Source organism: Embleya scabrispora DSM 41855, from assembly GCF_000372745.1.
GTDB classification, from domain to species: Bacteria; Actinomycetota; Actinomycetes; order Streptomycetales; family Streptomycetaceae; genus Embleya; species Embleya scabrispora.
Map to the genome: position 1 here is coordinate 34,554 of NZ_KB889730.1, position 20,008 is coordinate 54,561.

17 protein-coding genes are annotated in these 20,008 nt (G+C 71.4%); 6 read left to right on the forward strand and 11 right to left on the reverse strand.

The window, feature by feature from the left end:
- Nucleotides 1–64 precede the first annotated feature (64 nt).
- Complete coding sequence (locus tag A3IC_RS0147150) at nt 65–3,313, forward strand: PAS domain-containing protein (RefSeq protein ID WP_026219561.1); 3,249 nt, start codon at nt 65–67, stop codon at nt 3,311–3,313.
- A gap of 221 nt (nt 3,314–3,534) precedes the next feature.
- Here A3IC_RS0147150 and A3IC_RS0147155 read toward each other — a convergent pair whose 3' ends face one another.
- Nucleotides 3,535–3,852 (reverse strand): hypothetical protein, encoded by a 318-nt coding sequence (locus tag A3IC_RS0147155; protein ID WP_020557027.1) that lies wholly within the window; start codon nt 3,850–3,852, stop codon nt 3,535–3,537.
- A gap of 334 nt (nt 3,853–4,186) precedes the next feature.
- Between A3IC_RS0147155 and A3IC_RS0147160 the strand changes: the two genes are divergently transcribed.
- A complete protein-coding gene (locus tag A3IC_RS0147160) occupies nt 4,187–5,842 on the forward strand; it encodes a long-chain fatty acid--CoA ligase (protein WP_026219562.1) in 1,656 nt (551 codons plus the stop codon).
- A 66-nt stretch (nt 5,843–5,908) separates the two neighbouring features.
- On the opposite strand, the gene A3IC_RS0147165 is transcribed toward A3IC_RS0147160, so the two are convergent.
- The 6 genes from A3IC_RS0147165 to A3IC_RS0147190 all read right to left on the reverse strand — a co-directional run bounded on the left by A3IC_RS0147165 (nt 5,909) and on the right by A3IC_RS0147190 (nt 11,780).
- Nucleotides 5,909–6,715, reverse strand: coding sequence for a glycoside hydrolase domain-containing protein (locus A3IC_RS0147165; protein WP_020557029.1), 807 nt, complete (start codon nt 6,713–6,715; stop codon nt 5,909–5,911).
- A gap of 149 nt (nt 6,716–6,864) precedes the next feature.
- The gene (locus A3IC_RS0147170) at nt 6,865–8,046 is read right to left on the reverse strand and encodes a lipid-transfer protein (RefSeq protein ID WP_020557030.1); all 1,182 of its coding nucleotides are present in this window, start codon (nt 8,044–8,046) and stop codon (nt 6,865–6,867) included.
- Nucleotides 8,043–8,492, reverse strand: a complete 450-nt coding sequence (locus A3IC_RS0147175) for a MaoC family dehydratase (RefSeq protein WP_020557031.1) — start codon at nt 8,490–8,492, stop codon at nt 8,043–8,045. The genes A3IC_RS0147170 and A3IC_RS0147175 overlap by 4 nt, the downstream gene beginning before the upstream one ends.
- The gene (locus tag A3IC_RS0147180) at nt 8,489–9,616 is read right to left on the reverse strand and encodes an acyl-CoA dehydrogenase family protein (protein ID WP_020557032.1); all 1,128 of its coding nucleotides are present in this window, start codon (nt 9,614–9,616) and stop codon (nt 8,489–8,491) included. The genes A3IC_RS0147175 and A3IC_RS0147180 overlap by 4 nt, the downstream gene beginning before the upstream one ends.
- Nucleotides 9,616–10,590 carry a bifunctional MaoC family dehydratase N-terminal/OB-fold nucleic acid binding domain-containing protein gene (locus A3IC_RS0147185; RefSeq protein WP_040878653.1) on the reverse strand — a complete coding sequence of 325 codons (975 nt, stop codon included), beginning with the start codon at nt 10,588–10,590 and terminating at the stop codon, nt 9,616–9,618. The genes A3IC_RS0147180 and A3IC_RS0147185 overlap by 1 nt, the downstream gene beginning before the upstream one ends.
- An 8-nt stretch (nt 10,591–10,598) precedes the next feature.
- Complete coding sequence (locus A3IC_RS0147190; protein WP_020557034.1) at nt 10,599–11,780, reverse strand: acyl-CoA dehydrogenase family protein; 1,182 nt, start codon at nt 11,778–11,780, stop codon at nt 10,599–10,601.
- A 281-nt stretch (nt 11,781–12,061) separates the two neighbouring features.
- Between A3IC_RS0147190 and A3IC_RS0147195 the strand changes: the two genes are divergently transcribed.
- Nucleotides 12,062–12,667: a DUF4291 domain-containing protein gene (locus A3IC_RS0147195; RefSeq protein WP_020557035.1), complete on the forward strand. Its 606-nt coding sequence runs from the start codon at nt 12,062–12,064 to the stop codon at nt 12,665–12,667.
- 36 nt (nt 12,668–12,703) lie between these two features.
- On the opposite strand, the gene A3IC_RS0147200 is transcribed toward A3IC_RS0147195, so the two are convergent.
- A complete protein-coding gene (locus A3IC_RS0147200; RefSeq protein ID WP_020557036.1) occupies nt 12,704–13,486 on the reverse strand; it encodes an SDR family NAD(P)-dependent oxidoreductase in 783 nt (260 codons plus the stop codon).
- A 168-nt stretch (nt 13,487–13,654) separates the two neighbouring features.
- Between A3IC_RS0147200 and A3IC_RS0147205 the strand changes: the two genes are divergently transcribed.
- Nucleotides 13,655–14,200, forward strand: coding sequence for a nuclear transport factor 2 family protein (locus tag A3IC_RS0147205; RefSeq protein WP_020557037.1), 546 nt, complete (start codon nt 13,655–13,657; stop codon nt 14,198–14,200).
- A 481-nt stretch (nt 14,201–14,681) separates the two neighbouring features.
- Nucleotides 14,682–15,683, forward strand: a complete 1,002-nt coding sequence (locus A3IC_RS60755) for a GlxA family transcriptional regulator (protein WP_040878617.1) — start codon at nt 14,682–14,684, stop codon at nt 15,681–15,683.
- Between the two features lie 125 nt (nt 15,684–15,808).
- On the opposite strand, the gene A3IC_RS60760 is transcribed toward A3IC_RS60755, so the two are convergent.
- Nucleotides 15,809–16,693, reverse strand: a complete 885-nt coding sequence (locus A3IC_RS60760) for an MmgE/PrpD family protein (protein ID WP_020557039.1) — start codon at nt 16,691–16,693, stop codon at nt 15,809–15,811.
- A 144-nt stretch (nt 16,694–16,837) separates the two neighbouring features.
- Nucleotides 16,838–18,244, reverse strand: coding sequence for a VWA domain-containing protein (locus A3IC_RS0147220; protein ID WP_020557040.1), 1,407 nt, complete (start codon nt 18,242–18,244; stop codon nt 16,838–16,840).
- A 137-nt stretch (nt 18,245–18,381) separates the two neighbouring features.
- Here A3IC_RS0147220 and A3IC_RS69490 point away from each other — a divergent pair, with 137 nt between their 5' ends.
- The gene (locus tag A3IC_RS69490; protein ID WP_020557041.1) at nt 18,382–18,558 is read left to right on the forward strand and encodes a hypothetical protein; all 177 of its coding nucleotides are present in this window, start codon (nt 18,382–18,384) and stop codon (nt 18,556–18,558) included.
- Between the two features lie 312 nt (nt 18,559–18,870).
- Here the strand turns inward: A3IC_RS69490 and A3IC_RS72830 are convergent, their stop codons facing one another.
- Nucleotides 18,871–19,605: a transglycosylase family protein gene (locus tag A3IC_RS72830; RefSeq protein ID WP_169400970.1), complete on the reverse strand. Its 735-nt coding sequence runs from the start codon at nt 19,603–19,605 to the stop codon at nt 18,871–18,873.
- Between the last annotated feature and the right edge of the window lie 403 nt (nt 19,606–20,008).

Genomic DNA, 20,008 nt, shown 5'->3' on the forward strand with positions numbered 1-20,008 from the left:
GCCCCGGCGGCGACGGGCAAGATGGCCGTCGCGCAGTCCGAGGACCGGAGGAGGTACGCGCTTCGTGAGCAGCAGGCCATCCCGAGGCGCTGCTCGCCTCGCAGCCATACTCGACGCCCTGCCGGATGCTCTCCTGCTGGTGAATCGCAACGGCACCGTCGTCAACGCGAACGCCATGGCACTGGAGGTTCTGGAGGCGCCGGGCACTCCCGTGGTCGGGCGCGGTCTCCTGGACCTGCTGCCCTCGTTCGACCATCGGCGCATCCCGGGTTCCGTCCGGGCCGGCGACTCGCGCGACACCCGGACCAAGCCGACCCGGATGTCCGCGCACCGTACCGACGGCGGCGTCTTCCCGGTCGAGGTGACCAGCGCGAACCTGCCCGCCGGGTACGACGACGAGTTGCTGATGATCGTCGTGCGCGACCTGACCGGCAAGGTCGACGTCGAGGCCGAACTGGCACGTCAGCAGCGGCAGACCGAGATGATCCTGCGCGCGGCCTGCGAGGGCATCATCGGCATCGACGCCGAGGGCGACATCGTGCTGGCCAACCCGGCCGCCGCCCGGATCCTGCGCCATCGCGCGAGCGACCTCGGCGGGAAGAGCGTGCACGAACTGCTCATGCACGCCCGGGCCGACGGCACACCGCTGCCCGCGCAGGAGTGCCCGCCGCTGGTGACCCTGGGCAACGGACGCCGGCAGCGGTTGCACGACCAGGTGTTGTGGCGCGGCGACGAGGGCTACGTGACGGTGGACATGATCACCGCGCCGATCCTGCTCGGCGGCGCCGTGGTCGGCGCCGTGATGACCTTCAGCGACACCGGACGGGAAAAACTGCTCGGCGAACGGCGGGCCCAGCTCGCCGAGTTGGTCGACGCCGAGATACTGGGCCGGCTCGCGGCGGTGCGCGGTCGGCTGAAGAAGGTGGCCGACGGCGCGGCCGGTGAGGTCGGCCACGGCGCCCGTCGCATGGTGCGTCAGGTCGCGGGCGAGTTGGAGAGCCTGGAGGAACTCGCGGGCGAGGTACTCGCGCACCAGGCCGCCGACACCGAGGCGGCCGAGCCCGAGGACGCCGACGCGGCGACCGAGCCGGAGCGGGTGCCGACCACGGTGGACGATCTCGTGGATCGGGCCATGGAGACCGTGACCTACCTCGCGCGCGGCGCGGGGGTGGAGTTCGCGGTCAACGCGTCCCCGGTCGGCGTGCGGGTGGACGTGGACGCGATGACCCGGGCCCTGGGGCACCTGCTCGCGGACGTCGTCGCGGCCGGCCCCGAGGGATCCACCGTCGTGGTCGCGGCCGCCCAGCGTGGCAACGTCGCCCGGATCGAGGTGCGTGGTCCGGAGAGCCGAGGCAGCGCGGTGCGGGTCCCGCTCGCGCGCGCGGTCGTCGAGGCGCACGGCGGCACCGTCGAGTCGCACACCATGCCCGGCCGAGGCAGCACGTACGTGGTCGAGTTGCCCGCCGACGCGGAGGCCGCCGAACAGGTCGAGAGTTCCGGCGAACACCGCGCGGCCAAGGGCCGCCGGGCCCGCCAGACCGGCCGACCGGACCCGACCGCCGACAAGAACGGCAGGAACGGCAAGGCCGACAAGGCCGCCAAGACGGGCACGGACGCCAAGGCCGAGGACGCGAAGACCAAGGCCGAGGCCGACGCGACGTCGACCGACGAGGACGAGAACGCGCCGATCGAGGCGACCGACCCGAAGCCGGACGACGCGACCGACGCCGACGCGGCCGAGTCCGAGAGCGGGGCCGACGCCGATTCGAAGGCACGTCCGGGCGCCGCGCGGGCGAAGGGCGCCCCCGACGCGCGGCCCGCGCCGGGCAGCGGGGTCGAACTCGCCGTGCGCGGACGCGGTGCGCAGCCGCCGCGGGCCCGTCTGGAGCCGGTCGGTTCCTCCACGCCGCCGGTGCCCGCGCCGCCGCCGCCCGGTTCGGTGGCCGCCGCGCCGCAGGGACCGTTCGCGTTGCCGCCCGGCACGGTCGCGCCGGTGCCGCTGGTGCCCGCGGGTTCCGCCGAGGGGCAGCACGAGCGGCCGGACGCCGACACATACGACGAGGCCGAGGAGGCCGCGCGCAACAACAGCGGCGCGTTCGAGGCGGTCTACCCGCCGCGCTCGCGTCGCGGTCGGCCCTCGCGCGACGCACACGACGCCGGCGAGTCCGCCGCCGGACCCTCCGGTTCGCACCGCGGGGTCGCCCACCACGGTGGTTCCGAGGTCGAGCGGGCCGAGCCGGCGGCGCTGCCGCAACGACCCGCCGCCCCGCCCGCCCAGGCACCCGCGGCCGGTGGGCGACTGAACGGCGCGCACACCCCGCAGGGCGCGCAGGCGCGTCGCCGGTTGTCCACGCCACCGGCGCCGATCCCGGCGCAGAACCGCGCGTCGGACGGTTCGGGACGCAGCACCAGCGTGCAGGATCGGCCGGGCCGACCCGCCGCCGCCGACATGCCCACCGAGTTGTTGCCGCCGATCCCGGCCGCGCCGGATCAGCCGGTTCCGGTCCGGGTCCGGCGGCCCGGCTTCCCGGACGGGCCGCCCGGTGACGTCGAGGCGATGTCCGGGGCCGACCTGCCGACCATGGTCACGCCCGCGCCGGACGGACAGCCGCGCCGGTTGCTGGTCTGGCCCGAGCCGGACACCGCGACGGCGGGCGCGCTGACCGCGCGCGGCTGGAGTCCGCTGCTGGTGCGTTCGCGCGAGGAGGTCGACGCGAGTGTCCCGGTGCAGCCGGCCGCGCTGTTCGTGGACCCGTTGACCGGCCCGATCACCCGTACCGCACTCCAGTCGCTGCGCACCGCCGCGACCGCCGCGCAGATCCCGGTGCTGGTCACCGCCGGGTTGATGCAGGCGACCCGGGACGCGGCGTTCGGTGCCGACCCGGCCGTGCTGCTGCGTTCGCTCGCACCCGCGGACAGCGCCGGGCACGCGTCGCGCGTACTCCTGGTGGAGGGCAATCCGGACATCGCGACGGCGTTCACCGCGTCCTTGGAACGGCGTGGCATGGACGTGGTGCACGCGGCCTCGGAGAGCGAGGCGGTGTCCAAGGCGTCCAGCGTCGAGCCCAATCTCGTGGTGCTCGACCTGATGCTGGTGCGTCGGCGCCGGATGGGCGTGGTCGACTGGCTGCGCAACAACGCGCGTCTGCACTCCACGCCGATCGTCGTCTACACCACGCTCGACCTGGTCGAACACGACCTGCACCGGCTGCAGACCGGCGAGACCGTGCTGTTCCTGGCCGAGCGTTCGACGCGCGAGGACGTACAGCAGCGCATCGTCGACCTGCTCGGCAAGATCGCGTCACCCTCGTAGCCGACCCGGTGGCAATGGGCGACCCGTGCCTCACCCGCGCGGGTCACCCGAACGGGCGGACCACCCGGATACGACCCGGGTCCCGCCCACGCGACGTCCGGGTCATTCGCACCGACGCCGAGAGCCGCTCCGGCAGCGAGGAATCGCACAGGTACGCACCCGGACCGCCGGCACCCGAGGGCCGCACGGCACCCGCCGTATCCGCACCGAACCGCAACGCCTCACCATGCCGCCGGCCCCTGGGCGTGCAGCCGACGACTCATCTCGCCGACGGTCAGCGCCAGTTCGGTGGCGAGGTCCATCGCCTGGGGGTGGTCGTGGTGTTCGCGCATCCACCAACACATGACCTGCACGATAGGCCCGGCGGACTCCGGATGTCCGATGATCGCGGTGCGCGCGCACAGCGGACGCGGCGGTCCGTCCCGATCGAGTCGGAACCAGTAGCCGTCCCGGAAGCCCAGCGCGGGATGGCCGAGCGCGTCCGGTAACACGACGTCGTACGGCCGGTGCGGTTCGGGTCGCACCTCCAACGGGTACATGGGGCGCCTTCCAACGGGAAGTCGAGGGTTCGCCGATCTCCCTCCAAAGGGCGGAAAAGCGGGAACTACCGAATGCTCGCGGCGTTATGCCGAAAACGATGCGTCATCCGGATCAACAGGACACCGTCGCATTCTTCCGCTCGGCCGGTCCGCTCGGCCGAGCGCCACGCCTGGTTCACCCGTACGGGCGCACGGCGGACCGTCACGGGCGCGTGGGCGGGCGCTCGACGGGCGCGACAGCGAAGGCTCCGGGGGCTGACAAGCACCCGATCGGCGAGAAAGAATCCCCTCATCTCGACCGGTCCCGGTCCGGCGAATGCAGGGAGGCCACACAGTGCTGAGCACGATGCAGGACGTGCCCTTGACGATCGCTCGCATCATGCGACACGGCACCACGGTGCACGGCGGTTCGGAGGTGGTGACCTGGACCGGCGGCGCACCCAGGCGGGCCACCTACGCCGAGGTCGGTCGCCGGTCCGCGCAACTCGCCCACGGCCTGCGTGAGCTCGGGATCACCGGCGACGAGCGGGTCGCCACGTTCTTGTGGAACAACCAGGAGCACCTGGAGTGCTACCTCGCGATCCCGTCGATGGGCGCGGTGCTGCACACGCTCAACCTGCGCCTGCCTCCGGAGCAGTTGATCTACATCGCGAACCACGCCGACGACCGGGTGCTGATCCTGGACGGCTCGCTGGCCGCACTGGCCGCCCCGCTGCTGACCCACCTGAAGACCATCGAACACATCGTGGTCACCGGCGCCGACACCGATCTGGGCCCGCTCGCCGATTCCGGCAAGCGCATCCACCGCTACGACGACCTGCTCGCCGGTCGGCCGACCGAGTTCGACTGGGCCGAGGACATCGACGAGCGACAGGGCGCCGCGATGTGTTACACGTCCGGCACCACGGGCAACCCCAAGGGCGTCGTGTACAGCCACCGGTCGACCTACCTGCACAGCATGCAGGTGTGCTCGATGGAGGCTTTCGGCCTGGGCACGTCGGACCTGGTGCTGGCGGTGGTGCCGATGTTCCACGTCAACGCGTGGGGGCTGCCGTACGCGGCGATGTTGTGCGGCGCCTCGATCCTGATGCCCGACCGGTTCCTCCAGTCGGAGCCACTGGCCACGATGATCGCCGCGGAGAAGCCGACGTTCGGCGCCGCCGTGCCGACCATCTGGACCGGGCTCCTGGACTACCTGGACGTGCACAAGACCGACGTGTCCTCGCTCAAGGAGGTCGTGGTGGGCGGCTCGGCCTGCCCGCCCGGCCTGATGCGAGCGTTCGAGGAGCGGCACGGCGTGCGCATCGTGCACGCGTGGGGGATGACCGAGACCTCACCGCTGGGTTCGGTGGCCCGACCGCCGGCCGGGGTGACCGGCGACGAGGCGTTCTCGTACCGGATCTCGCAGGGTCGTCTGCCCGCCTCGGTGCAGGCCCGGCTGGTCGGCCCGGACGGTGCCGACGTCCCGCTCGACGGCGAGTCGGTCGGCGAACTGCTGGTGCGCGGGCCGTGGATCGCGGGTGGCTACATCGGCGACGAAGGCTCGGTGGACGCCAGTGGCGGCGGCCGGTTCCAGGACGGGTGGTTGTGTACCGGCGACGTCGGCACGATCACCCCCGACGGCTTCCTGCGGCTGACCGACCGGGCCAAGGACGTGATCAAGTCGGGCGGCGAGTGGATCTCGTCGGTCGACTTGGAGAACACCCTGATGGGCCACGATGACGTGGCCGAGGCGGCCGTGGTGGGTGTGCCCGACGACAAGTGGGGCGAGCGCCCGTTGGCCACGATCGTGCTGCGCGAGGGCGCCACGACCACGGTCGAGCAGCTGCGCGACTATCTCGCGGGCAAGGTGGCCCGCTGGCAGGTGCCCGAGCGGTGGAGCCTGATTCCCGCCGTGCCCAAGACCAGCGTGGGCAAGTTCGACAAGAAGGTGATCCGGCGTCAGTACGCGCAGGGCGAGCTGGAGGTCAGCGAACTCGACCGGGGCTGAGCCCGGGCACGACGTCGCCGGTCGGGCCGTTTCGGGTCCGGCCGGCGCGTCGCCCGGAGGTTGTGGTCACAGCACCCCGACCGGCCCGTCGACCGCGTTGCGGTCGATGGCGATCCGCTTGCCGCCGTGGGTCTCCGAGACGTCGCCGGTGTACTGGTGCACCCGTCGGCCGGGCCAGTACCCGTCGGGCAGCGCTCCGTCTCCGGTGGTGGCGGCGTGACCGTCCCAGCGGGCGTACCAGACCGCGTCCGGGACCGAGCGCTGGTCGACCGCCCCGATCAGGTCGGCGATGCCGGAGCTGAGGCTGCTGTAGTAGCCCGCCACGTAGCCGCGTTCGCGGACCCGGTCGGACCACGCGGACACGAAGTCCAGCACCGCGGTTCGGCAATCGGCGTCGTCGTTGTCGTACGCCTCCATGTCGTACCAGAGGGCGCTGCCCGGCTTGAACCCGAGCGCGGCGCCGCGGTCCACCGCGTCGTCCGCCTCGGCGATCCCCTGCTGTGCCGCGCGCGCCGGGTCGATCCGACCCGGCTTGCCGGACTGTGAACAGGGCGCCTGAAGGCCGACCTGGATGGGCAGGAAGTCCCAGCCCTGACGGTGTACGGCCCTGACCCAGTCGGAGGTCAGCCGGGTGCTCTTACAGGCCCGGTTGTCGCCCGCGACGTAGATCCCGACCACCTCGTACGGCGAGTCCCGCCAGGCTTGCATGGTCTCCACGGTGGGTGCCTCGCACGCGTCGAAGCCCAACGCGCGCACGCTCCGGGATCGTTCCACCCGCGCACCGGCACCTTCGGCGAGCCCGGCCGGCAGCAGGCCGAGCACGGCGGTGAGCAACACGGTCGAGGCGATCCGACGAGTGGTCAGCGGACGCACGAGATCTCCTGGCGTGGTGGGGACGGGTGTCCCACCACGCTGCGCACCACGTCCGGCCGAGCGGGCGGACCGCCCGGGCGACGCGCCGATGCGTCACCCGGGTGGCCCAACGAGCGCACCGGGGGCGAGGCCCCTGTGCTCGGCTCGGCCTATTCGACGCCCAGCACCAGCCCCGACGTCGGCACCCCGGTGCCGGCCGTCACCAGCACGTTGTGCACGTTCTCGACCTGGTTGACCGAGCTGCCGCGGATCTGCCGCACGCCCTCGGCGATGCCGTTCATCCCGTGCAGGTACGCCTCGCCCAACTGGCCGCCGTGCGTGTTCGTGGGCAGCTTGCCGCCCAACTCCAGGCCGCCGTTCGCGACGAACGCCGGCGCCTCGCCGCGCCCGCAGAAGCCGAACTCCTCCAACTGCATCAGCACGAACGGGGTGAAGTGGTCGTAGAGCACCGCGGTCTGGATGTCGTCGGGGGTCAGCCCCGACGTCTGCCACAGCTGCTTGGCGACCACACCCATCTCGGCCAGCCCGGTCATCTCGTCCCGGTAGAAGCTGGTCATCTGGTCCTGGAGGCGACCCGCGCCCTGGGCGGCCGCGTTGATGATCGCGGGCTTTTGCTTGAGGTCCTTGGCCCGTTCGGCACTGACCACCACGATCGCCTGGGCGCCGTCGGTCTCCTGGCAGCAGTCGAGCAGTCGCATCGGCTCGACGATCCAGCGCGAGTTCTGGTGGTCCTCCAGCGTGATCGGCTTGCCGTGGAAGTACGCCTTGGGGTTGTTCGCCGCGTGCTTGCGGTCGGCGACCGCGACATGGCCGAACGCCTCGGTGGTCGCGCCGTACACGTGCAGGTAGCGCTGCGCGAACATGGCCACCCACGAGGCCGGCGTCAGCAGCCCGTGCGGCATGTTCCAGCCCAGGCCCACGCCCTCGACGGTGGGGTCGCGCTGGAGCACGCCGGAGCCGAACCGGCGGCCGGAGCGCTCGTTGAACGCGCGGTAGCAGACCACCACGTCGGCGACCCCGGTCGCGACGGCCATCGCGGCCTGCGCGACGGTGGCGCAGGCCGCGCCGCCGCCGTAGTGGATCCGGCTGAAGAAGGTCAGGTCGCCGATCCCGGCCGCGGCGGCGACCGCGATCTCGGGGTTGGTGTCCATCGTGAAGCTGACCAGGCCGTCCACCTCGGACGGCGCGATCCCGGCGTCGTCCAGAGCCGCGCCCACCGCCTCGACGGCCAGGCGCAGTTCGCTGCGACCGGACTCCTTGGAGAACTCGGTCGCGCCGATCCCGGCGATGGCGGCCTTGCCGCGCAGGTTGTCGGCGTGCTTGAGGCTCACGCTTCGGCTCCTTCCGGCAGCTTCACCGTGACCGTGCCGGTGACGTGGTTGCCGAGCTTGTTGGCTCCGACGACGGCGATCTCCACGAGTGGGGTGCCGTCCTCGGCGGTGGTCTTGGCGGTCACCGTGCCGGTGAGGGTCATGGTGTCGCCCGGGTAGTTCGGGGCGCCGAGCCGGATCGCGACCTTGCGCAGCTCGGTCTCGGGGCCCGCCCAGTCGGTGATGTAGCGGCCGACCAGGCCGTTGCTGGTCAGGATGTTCATGAAAATGTCCGGCGAGCCCTTGTCCGCGGCGAGTCGCGGATCGTGGTGCACGTCCTGGAAGTCGCGGGTCGCCAGCGCGGTCGCCACGATCAGCGTGCGGGTCAGCGGGATGGCCAGCGGCGGCAGTTCGTCACCGACGGACACCTCCGCGTGGGTTCGGCTCACGAGGTTCTCGGTGGTCATCGGCTGCCTCCCTGGGCGGGCGCGTGGGCGAGCAGCTTGCCGAGCGCGGCGAGCTGTTGGATGCCGCTGCCCAGGGTCACGTCGATCTGACGGCCCCACAGGAAGTGGCGGTGGATCGGGTGGTCGATGTCGGAGCCGGTGCCGCCGTGCAGGTGCTGGCACGCGTGCACCACCCGCTTGCCCGCCTCGGAGGCGAACCAGCGTGCGACCAGGGCCTGTTCGGTGGCCGCCTCGCCTTGGTCCAGGCGCCACGCGGCCTCCAGCGTGGTGACCCGGATGGCCTCGGTGTCCATGTACGCCTCTGCGGCGCGCAGCATCACGCCCTGCTTGGTGGACAGCGGCTTGCCGAACTGCTCGCGGGCGTTCACGTGTTCGACCGTGCGGGCCAGGCCGCGCTCGCAGACGCCGACCTGCTGCGCGGCCAGTGCGACGCGCGCGCGGTCGACGATCCAGGCGGCGACCTCGGGGCCGGCCTCGGCGGTGCCGACCAGTCGGCCCGGTGCGTTCGTCAGCCGCAGGTTGCCCGAGGCCCACGGCGCGGTGGTCGGCGCGGCCTCGATCTCCACGCCCGCGGCGTCCGCGTCCACGGTGAACACCGCGAGCGCGCCGTCGAGCGAGGCGGTGACCAGGACGCGGTGGGCGACGGTGAGCCAGGCCACCGCGCGCTTGTCGCCGTCCAGGCGATGGCCGGCACCGTCCCGGCGGGCGGTCACCTTCGGTACGGCGGGCAGCCCCGCACCGACCTCGGCGAGCGCACCGGCCACGATCCGCGAACCGTCCAGGAGCGCGGGCAGGTCGGCCTCGATCAGCTCGTTCGACCCGAAGCGCAGCAGCGGCAGCAACCCGTACACGACCGTGTCGAGCAGCGGGATCTGCGCGGTGAATCGACCCTGCTGCTCCAGCAGCAGCGCCAGGCCCACCAGGCCCAGCTCACCGCCGCCGTGCCGCTCCTCGATCAACGCGCCGACCAGACCGGCCTCGGCGACCTTGCCCCACAGCTCGGCGTCCAGGTCCGCGCCGGACTGCGCGAGCTTCTTCAGCCGCTCGTCGGTGGACTGGTCGGCGAAGATCCGCTCGGCCAGCGAGGACAGCTCCCGCTGGTCCTCGGTGAGGTTGAAGTCCATCAGTTCTCCCCAACCGCTCGGAACGCGGGCACGGTCAGCTCGGCGTCGTGGGTGACGAATTCCAGCTCGACCGGCATCCCGATACGGACCCGGTCGTGCGCGACGCCGAGCACGTTGCCGAGCATCCGCACACCCTCCTCCAGCTCGATCAGGCCGACCGCGTACGGCATGTCGAACGCCGGGAACTTCGGGTAGTGCATGGTGACGTGCGAGTACACGACGCCCTTGCCGGTCGACTCGACGGGGTCCCATTCGAGCGACGCGCACTTGTTGCAGCCGGGCGCGAACGGGAAGCGCGGCGTCGCGCAGTCCAGACACTTCTGGAACAGCAGCTTCCCGGCGGCCACGCCGTCCCAGAATGCCTGGTTGTCCTTGTTGACCACCTTGCGCGGGCGCAGCGGCCGCTCGGCGGGCGGCGCGGCCTTGGCCTTCTTCTTGTGCGGGGTGTAGCGCAGGATCCGGAAGCGGTGCGTGCCGACCAGTTCGCGACCGCTCTCGCCGTCGACGTAGATGTTGGTCAGCGTGGTGATGAAGTGGCCGGTGCCCAGGCCGGTGGTCTTCTCCTCGGACACGGTCTCGATCAGCTGGTCGTACTGCACCAGCTCGCCCAGCCGCAGCGGGCGCACGTACTCCTGCTCGCAGTTGGTGGCCACCACCGAGCCGAACCCGTTGTCGGTGAAGTGCTTGTACAACTCGCCGGTCGCCGAGTTCGCCGGGGCGCCACCCTGCATGCCGCGCATGATCCACACCTGGAGCATGGCCGCGGGCGCGACGACCTCGCCGAAGTGGGTCCGGGCGGCGGCCTCGGGGTCGGTGTACACCGGGTTGGTGTCGCCCATGGCCTCGGCCCAGTGCCGGATCATCGGCCCGTTGACCGGATCGAGCGCGAGCACGCCCGAGACGTCGTGCATGCCCTCGTACTTCTTGACGACCGCGAGGAAGGCGGCCTTGTCCTGGCTGATGGGGTCGGTCATGTCGTCCTTCACCGCTTCACTCGGGTCATGCCAAGGCGAACCATGGCGACGATCTCCCGCTGGACCTCGCTGACGCCGCCGCCGAAGGTGTTGATCTGCGCGCGGCGGTTCATCGCCTCCAGGAGGCCGTCGCTGAACGCGCCCGGCGACCTGGGTCGCAGCGTCGCGTCCGGGCCGACGATCTCCATCAGGTTGCGATACACCTCGATGGCACCCTCGGTGCCGAAGAACTTCACGCCCGACGCGTCACCCGCGTTGAGCGTGTTGTTGCCCACGTCGTGCACGAGCCGCCAGCTGAACATCCGCACGGCGGACAGGCGCGCGTAGGTCTCGGCGAACTTCAGCTGGACCCACGGCTGGTCGACCACCTTGACGCCCGGCTCGATCTCGGTCTCGCGGGCCCATTCCAGGACCTCGGCGAAGAAGTCCTCGGCCTGCATGCCCAGCGCCGCCAGCGCGACCCGCTCGTGGTTGAGCTGGTTGGTGAGCAGTTTCCAGCCCGAGTTCTCCTCGAACACCAGGTTGTCGTAGGGCACCCGGATGTTGTCGTAGTACGTGGCCGTCGTGGTCATCCCGCCGACGGTGACGATCGGGGTCCAGGAAAAACCCGGATCGGTGGTCGGCACCAGGATCATCGTGATGCCCTTGTGCTTGGGCGCGTCCACGTCGGTGCGGCAGGCGAGCCAGATCCAGTCGGCGCCCTGGGCGGTCGAGGTGAAGATCTTCTGCCCGTTGATCACCCACTCGTCGCCCTCGCGCACCGCGCGGGTGCGCAGCGACGCCAGGTCGGTGCCGGCCGAGGGCTCGCTGTAGCCGATCGCGAAGATGATCTCGCCCGCGAGGATCCTCGGCAGGTAGTAGCTCTTCTGCGCCTCGGTGCCGAATTTCATCAGGGTCGGGCCGACGGTGTTCAGGGTGACCATGGAGACCGGCGCGCCGGCGCGGTACGCCTCGTCGAAGAAGATGAACTGCATCTCCGGGCCCTTGCCCTGGCCGCCGTATTCGGTCGGCCAACCGATGCCGAGCCAGCCGTCGGAGCCCAGTTGTCGGCGCACCCGTCGGGTGGTGGGGCCGCCGGCCTCGCCCTCGCGGTCGAGTTCCGCCCGGACGTCGGGGGTGATCAGGCGGGTGAAATAGTCCCGCAGCTCTGCCCGTAGAGCGTCCTGCGCTGGGGTCGGGGCGAGATGCACGTCGCTGCTCCTTCACGTGCGTGGATCGCGTGGGTCGCGACGCGGGTCGACGCCCGCCGGGCACGGAAGGGTCGCGGTCGGGTCTGCCCCGCGCTGCACATCGATACGGACCGGGAACGCGTGTCACCCGGCAACATCGAATCTCTCCGACTCGGGATCGCTTGTCAATATCAAGCATTTTTGCGGAGCCGGGTCATGCCCGATTCGTCCGTTCTCCGACACCTCGCGCGGATCGCCGAAAACGGGTGGTCCGGGCGGACGGCCGCCGACACACTGCGGGCATGGAAATACCGAACCGACAGATCCGCGCCGCGTACACCGACGACACCGTGACGGTGTACCAGGCGTACAAGCCGCAGATCGCCGACGCGGCCATCCGCGACCAACGATTTCCGGCCACCTGGAGCCGGGAGCGGATGACCTGGGTCAAGCCCAGCTTCACCTGGATGATGTACCGCTGCGGCTGGGCGACCAAGCCGCGACAGGAGCGCGTGCTGGCCCTGGAGATCAGCCGCGAGGGCTTCGAGGCGGCGCTCGCCGGGGCCTGCCTGAGCCACTACGAGCACCCGACGTATCCCGACCGGGACACCTGGGGTCGGCGGCTGCACGCGACCACGGTGCGAATCCAGTGGGACCCCGAACGCGATCTGTTCCTGCGGCCGTTGGCGCACCGCTCGTTGCAGTTGGGGCTGGCCGGGTGGGCGACGCGCGCCTACGCCGAAGAGTGGACGCGCCGGATCACCGACGTGACCGCGCTCGCGCATCGCGTGCACGACCTGGTCCGCGCCGGTGACCCGACCGCCGCGGCCGAGGCGGTCCCGGTCGAACGGGTCTATCCGCTCCCGGACTCGCTGGTCCCGGTGATCGGCGCCACCCCGCGGGGCTGAGCGCCGATCGGCTCGGTACTCGGTTCGGTACTCGGCTCAGTGCACGGTCAGCCCACCGTCGATGCTGACGATCTGTCCGGTCATGAAGCTGCCCGCGTCGGACGCGAGCAACAGTGCCAGGCCGGTCATCTCCTCCGGCGCGGCGATCCGGTTCAGCGGCGCGGCGCCCCTCATCCGGGCCATCGCCTCGGGGCCGGTCTTGCGGACCATGTCGGTCTCCACCGCGCCCGGTGCCATCGCGTTGACCCGGATGCCGTGCTCGGCGAGTTCGCCCGCCATCGTGCGGGTGAAGGCGACCAGGCCGGCCTTGCCCGCGGCGTACAGCCCCTTGCCCTCGGCGCGGGTGAACACCGCCGCGCTGACCACGTTCAGCACCGACGCGCGCCCGGAGGCGATCAGGTGCGGCAGCGCGTACTGAACCAAAAAGACCGGTCCGCGCAGGTTCACCGCGAACGACTTGTCCCACGCCTGTGGGGTGATCTCGCCCACGGGTTGGGCCAGTTCGTTCGCCGCGTTGTTGACCACGATGTCGATGCCGCCGAAGTGGGCGACGGTCGCCTCCACCAGGGCGGCGAGTCGGTCGAGTTCGCCGCAGTGGGTGGGCACCGCGAGCGCCCGGCCGCCGGCTGCGGTGATCTCCTTCGCCACCGCGTCGCATGCGTCCGCCTTGCGGCTCGCGATCACCACCGAGGCGCCCGCCGCCGCGTAGGCGTGCGCGATCGCCCGGCCGATTCCCCGACTGCCGCCGGTCACGATCGCCACCCGACCGCTCAGGTCGAACATCGCGTTCGCGTCCCGTACTGCGCCTGCTTCGCTCATCCGTTGCCACCTCGTCGTCTGGAACGCGGTGCGCCGCGCCGGGCGAAACCGCCGGTGTGCCGCGCGGGCGGGCTCGCCGGTGCGACACGTGTGGAGATTTGTATTGCACAGTCAACTACTTCGGTGCAAGGTGTCGGAGCGACGCAACGGCCGGCGGAGGGTGGACACATGACCGGGCTCATCGACGCGCGCCGCACGTGGGAACTCGCCGAGAAACGCCTGGCCGCCGAGAGCGATCCGCGCCGACACGCGATCCTGACCACGCTGGTCGCGCACATGCGCGCCGAGCACGAGGGCGATCAGGACGCGCTGATGGCCACCGTGTCGCCGCGGACGGTCTACCACCAGTGGGGGGCGTCCCCGGTCGATCGTGCCCCCAAGAGTCATGCCGAGGTCCGCGAGTTCTATCGTGCCGTGGTCGACAACGACTGCGGCCGACTCGCGCACCACATCGACCGGCTGACGGTGGATCAGGACACGGTGGTGACCGAGGGATTGCTGCGGATCGCCTATCCGGGCCGGATCCTGACCCGGATGGGCCGGTCGGTACCGGACGTCGACGCGTTCTACCTGTACGAGACGCAGATGGCGATCATGTGGGGCTTCGACGCTGACGCGCTCGTGGTGTGCGAGGACAGTTATTCCACAGGTGACGGGTTCGCCGACATGCGCCGCCCGGACCCGGAAGAGGTGCCCGCGCGCAAGGGGGTCTGACGGCGTGGCACCGAGGTGGTGCGGTTGGTGCGGCCCACCATGGGACACGCCTTGTCCACAGGAATCCCTGCCATCCCCCAGAAGTTTCCACAGCCTGTGGATAACTTATGCACATCCTCGACAGAGCTGCGCACACCCCCGACACGGGTTCTGGCAGGAATCCATTCATGGTTGGCGTTCCCGCCACTCACCGCGGCCCGACGCCGGCGACCAGGATCGAAGACGAGCCGGACCCCCCTCTCACATCCCGGCCCCGAGGTTCTTCCCGGGATGGGAGAGGGGCCGATCCGGTCACTCGATCCCATCGGTCACGGGGCCGATGGGCGCGGGCGGCAGCAGGGCGGACCCCGACGGCAGGGGACGGTCGAAACGAGGACGGGCCGGACCGGGCCCTGGTACCGACCACGGCCCGGTCCGGGGATCCGACGGACCACGAACCGGGCCGTGCCGGCACCGACACGCTCCGGGATAGGTTGCCGCCATGCGTCGCGTGGGGATCCTGCTGTTCGACCCGGTACGGGTGTTCGAATACGCGGTGGCCTTCGAGATCTGGGGAGTCGACCGCACCGACCGGGGTGTTCCCCCGTTCGAGCTGCGCGTGTGCGGCCCCCGGCGCACCGGCGTGGAACTGGGAGCAGGCGTCGTCTGCGTCCCCGACCACGACCTGGACGGCCTCGAAGCGTGCGATCTCGTGATCGTTCCGGGCAACGAACACCGGACCGAGCCGCGGCGGGACGTGTTCCCCGACGACGTGCTCGAAGCCCTGCGGTCCGCACACCGGCGGGGCGCCACGATCGCGTCGTTGTGCTCGGGCGCCTTCGTACTCGCGGCCGCGGGCCTGCTGGACGGGCGACGGGCGACGGCCCACTGGCTGGACACCGACGACCTGGCCGACCGCTACCCGCAGGTCACGGTGGATGCCAACGTCCTGTTCGTCGGCGACGGTCCGGTCTGGACCTCGGCCGGCTCGGCGGCCGGCATCGACCTGTGCCTGCACCTGGTCCGGCTCGACCATGGGGCGGCGGCGGCCACCGAGATCGCCCGCACGATGGTGACCGCGCCGTTCCGGTCCGGCGGACAGGCCCAGTTCATCAGCAACCCGGTGCCGGCCTCGCCCACCGACCGGGGCGACACCCTGGGCCGCCTGCGCGGCCACGTCCTCGACGACCTGCGCCACCCCTGGACCGTCGCCGAACTGGCCGCCCTCGCCGGCATGTCCGAGCGCAGCTTCGCCCGCCACTTCGTCCGCAGTACCGGCACCTCACCGCTGCGCTGGTTGTCCACCCAGCGTGTCCTGGCCGCGCAGCGCCTCCTGGAGATCGGCGACCTCTCGATCTCCGCCATCGCCCGCCTCTGCGGCTTCGGCTCGCCGCTGACCCTGCGCCAACACTTCACCCGCCATGTCGGCGTCGCCCCCAGGGACTACCGCGCCGCCTTCCGCGGCGGCCTGGGCCGGCCCACCGCGGACGGCGACAGCGGGTAGCGGCGAACGGGCCCGGGGCCTGTCCGCCGCACCCCTGGGCCGACCGGCCGCCCGCTCGCCCCGGAGCGCCGGACGGCGCGCCGATGGTTTCGGCGATGGGTTTCGGCGACGGGTTTCGGCGATGCTCACGTGCCCGCCGCGACCCTGACCGTCAGGGCGAGGATCGAGTCCAGGGACGGGGCGAAGGCCAGGGCGCGGACCTCGGCGACCAGGGCCCGGGCGTCGCGGCGGCTGCCGCCGAGGCGTTCGCAGGTCTCCAGGTCGAACCGGTAGTCGCTCACCGCCGTCTCGCGGTGTGCCTCGCAAGCCCACTCGGCGCCGAGTCCGGCCAGGACCGTCTCCCGTCGCAGGCGCCAGGAGCGGCACAACTCGTCGAGCCCGCGGGCCGGCCCGCTCGCACCGGAGGCGGCCAGCCGTGCGGCGATGATCGCGTTGCCGGCCGCGATCCCGCCGGCGAGCCCGACCGTGCCACCGGTGCCGATCGGCTCGCCCACGAACCTTCCCGCGATGCCCATCGCGTCCCGGACCCGGGCCCGGTCCAGCGTCATCAGCCGGGCCGCCGCCAACGCGCCGCCGAGCACCCCGACCGAGCGTGAGCCGTCCGGCGCGGCCAACCGGCAGGCCAGTTCGTGCCCGGCGATCACCGCGACCAACACCTCGTCGCCGCGCGCCTTGACCTCCTGGCCGACCGCCAGCGCGACCGGCAGCACCACGGCCATCGCCGCGCCCTCGGGGTCGAGCCGCGTCGCGCCGATCAGCATGCCGTTCGCGAGCGCGGCGGCGGGAGCCGCGAGTCGGCCCGCGGCGTGCCCGATCAGCTCGGCCTCGGGTGGGCCGCCGATCCCGACCGCCACGTGCACGGCCGGGTCCACCAGCCCGATCCGCGCCGCGCCGACCCCACCCGCGATCGCGGTCAGGATCCGTCGACCGGTCGCCCGCCGTACCGCCACCGGAATATGACGCATCGTCAGTTCTGTGGCCCAATCGGCGAACTCGCCCGATACCGGCATGAAATCCCTCCCCGCATCCAGGCTGCACGACGACATGGGGCAAAAGCACGGCGCAATGTCCCATTGTGACCGTCCCGGTAACGTCGCGTCAGCCCCCAATCACCGCGGGCGCACGGTCGCGGGCGCGGAGCGCGCGGGGCCGGATCAGCGCACGACACCCGCCGCCCGCGCGGCGGTCAACCACTGCGGGAACTCGGCCAGGATCCGCTCGTACAGCTCGACGTCGGAGATCCGGTCGATGTCGTCCACCTGGAAGAAGCCGGCGTTGTCCACCAGTCGGCCGGGCATCGTGTCGATGCGCTCCAGAATCCCGTAGTTCGACCGACCCAGACCGACGAACTGCCAGAAGATCGGCAGTCCGGCCGCATCGGTCAACAGGCGCTGGATCTGCTTGCTGCGGTTGACGCCGCCGTCCGAGTAGAACAGCACCAGCACCGGCGCACCCGGCTCACGCCGGTAGCGCGCGATGATGTCCTCGATCACCGCCGGTTCGTTGTTTCCGCCGTACACGCCGGACAGGTGGTCGGGCACCCGCTGCGCGCCGTTCGGCAGCGGCGGCGACTGCGGCCGGTTGTTGCGCCCGTCGATGTACACGTTGTCCGCGATCCAGCGCGGCAGTTCGGGAATCCGGACCGGGTCCAGCGGCGCGAACTCGTCGGCGAAGATCCACGCGTCCAACTCGCCGTCGTCGTCGAGCCGGGCCGCGATCGGCGCCATCCGCTCGACCAGCCGCCCCACCGCGCCGTTTCCGTACAGCTCCCGCATCGACCCGGAGCGGTCCAGCACGATCGCCACCCGGGCGCGCACCTCGCGCAGGCCCTTCTTCTCCAGCGTGATCCGCACCGCCTCCTTGCGCAGCGAGATCCGCGCGCCCACCTCCGGCGGCAGCCCGGCCAGTTGCGGGTCCTCCGAGGGCGCGGGCAGCCGCATCGTCGGCTCGTCGCTGTACGGCGGCGGCGCCCACCCGGGCGTCGCGCCCACAGGCGCGACCGGCAGCGTCCCGGCCGGCCGTGCGGCCTCGACCTCGGCGGGCGCCTCGTCGTCCTCGCCGACGTCCACGCCGTAGTCGCTCGCGAGACCGGCCAGCCCGGTGTCGTAGCCCTGTCCGATCGCGCGCAACTTCCAGTCGCCCCGGCGCCGATACAACTCGCCGAGCACCATCACCGTCTCACTGCCGGCGGCCTCGACGGCGAACGTCGCGACGGCGGTGCCCGAGGCGTCCAGAACCGCCAGCGCGAGGCCGCCCACCCCGGCGAACGTGCCCTCGTGCACCGACGCGGCCAGCACCACCCGATCCACGTCGGCGGGCAGCACGGTCGGGTCCACCACGACCGCCTCGCCGCCGGCCGCCGGGCCGATGTGGCGCACCGCGCCGCCGGCCGCGACCGGCTGGTTGTAGAACACGAAGTCCTCGTCCGAGCGCACCTTGCCGTGCGATCCGAGCAGCAGCGCCGAGACGTCCGCGATCGGCGCGTTTGCCGCGCGGCGGATCACCAGGGTCAGCGGGCCCGCGGGAACCGGGACATTGGCCCCGGCGATCAGAGTCGTCATGGTCGTCAGTGTGGCCCGAATCGACCACCTGCCGCAGAGATGTGGGCGGCGTTCGGAAGACGGACGTGATCGGCATCACGGGTGATGGACCATCACATCGTGAATGATCGCCCCCATCCGGTGGGAACCAAGCGGTTATGGGCAACAACGGTCACCATCCGGGCGGACATCGCGCGGACCCCGGCGAGTGGAGCGAGGTCGAGCACGAACGTGCCCGGCTGCTGATCGAGCGCGCGGCCTCGATCGCCCGCCGCCTGGAGTCGCTGTGCGCCGCCGAGGCGGCCGCGAGGCAGCTCGGCCCGGGCCGCACCTGACGGTGCCGGCCGGGCCGGTCGAGAGGCCCGTGGGCCCTCGCGACGCCCCGTCCCCTCCACGGCACGTCGTGGTACTGCCGTTCATCACTGCGGCCGAAGGCGCACCGCATCGACCAAAGTGTATGAAACGGCCGAAGGCGACCGCATCTCCCGGTGTTCACACAGGAGATACGGCCGCCCTCGACCGATCGCGCAGGACTCGCCTTCGCGCACTGCTCGTTCCACGCACCACTCACTCGACGCCGTGCACCGCGTCACGGGCACCACACGGCGCACGCCGAACACTCGGGACCGGACCGGCCCCGGGGCGTTCTAGCGCAGGACCAACTGCTGGCCCGGGAGGATCAGGTCGGGGTTGGTGCCGACCACACCCTGGTTCTTCGCGTACAGCGCCTGCCAGCCGCCGCCCACGTTGTTGGCCGCGGCGATGCCACTGAGCGTGTCACCGGCCTTGACCACGTAGTTGCCGGCGGTCGACGCGGTCTCGGCGACCGGAGCCGCGGCGGGCTTGCTCGCCGGAGCGGTCTTCTTCGGCGTCTCGCTCTTGGGCGCGACGGTGGTCTTCTTGGGGGTGCTGCTCTTGGGGGTGCTGCTCTTGGGCGTCGACGACGCCTTCTTCGAGGTGGTGCTGCCGGCGTCCGTGGACGGGCTGCCGCCACCGCGGGTCAGACCGGCCTTGACCGAGCACACCGGCCAGGCACCGGGGCCCTGGGACTTGAGCACGTTCTCGGCGACCCGGATCTGCTCGGCCTTCGAGGCGTTCTGCGGGCTGCCGGTACCGCCGTTGGCGCGCCACGTGCTCTGCGTGAACTGCAGACCGCCGTAGTAGCCGTTGCCGGTGTTGATGGACCAGTTGCCGCCGCTCTCGCACTGGGCGACCTTGTCCCACGTGGAAGTGGTGGCAGCGCCGGCCGAGGTCGCGGTCGCGAGCCCGACGAGCGGGGTGGCGGCGACGACGCCGACGATGGTCGCGGTGCGCAGGCGGCGCTGGGTACGACCCATGCCGCGGTGCGTGTTGGTGCGACCGAAAGCGTTGCGGAGAGACATACATTCCTCTCGGAATTCCCCTGGGGCGGATGGACCGGCGCGATCCTTGCGGATCACCCCCACCCGGAACCGAACGGTCACGTCCAAGACGTGATGTCCGATGCCGCAACCCCGCGGCCCTCCCAGACCGCGAGTTCCGCCATGCCGTGCCGGCGAGAACCCAGGAGGTGCGATTTGCACATCGCCAGGACCATAAACAGGTTATCCGGCCCTTATCAACCCGCTCGGGCATTTACGCAGGTCAGGATAGGTATTAGAAATGCCCATCGCGCCCTGCCGGACGGCCTTCCGGGCCGGATTCGCGTTTACCGGGACCCAAACCCGGGAACGTTTTGCCCCTTTTGACCCCCGGTGATACACCCTCCGCAGTCAATCAGTGACACACTGTCGAATCATTACCGAA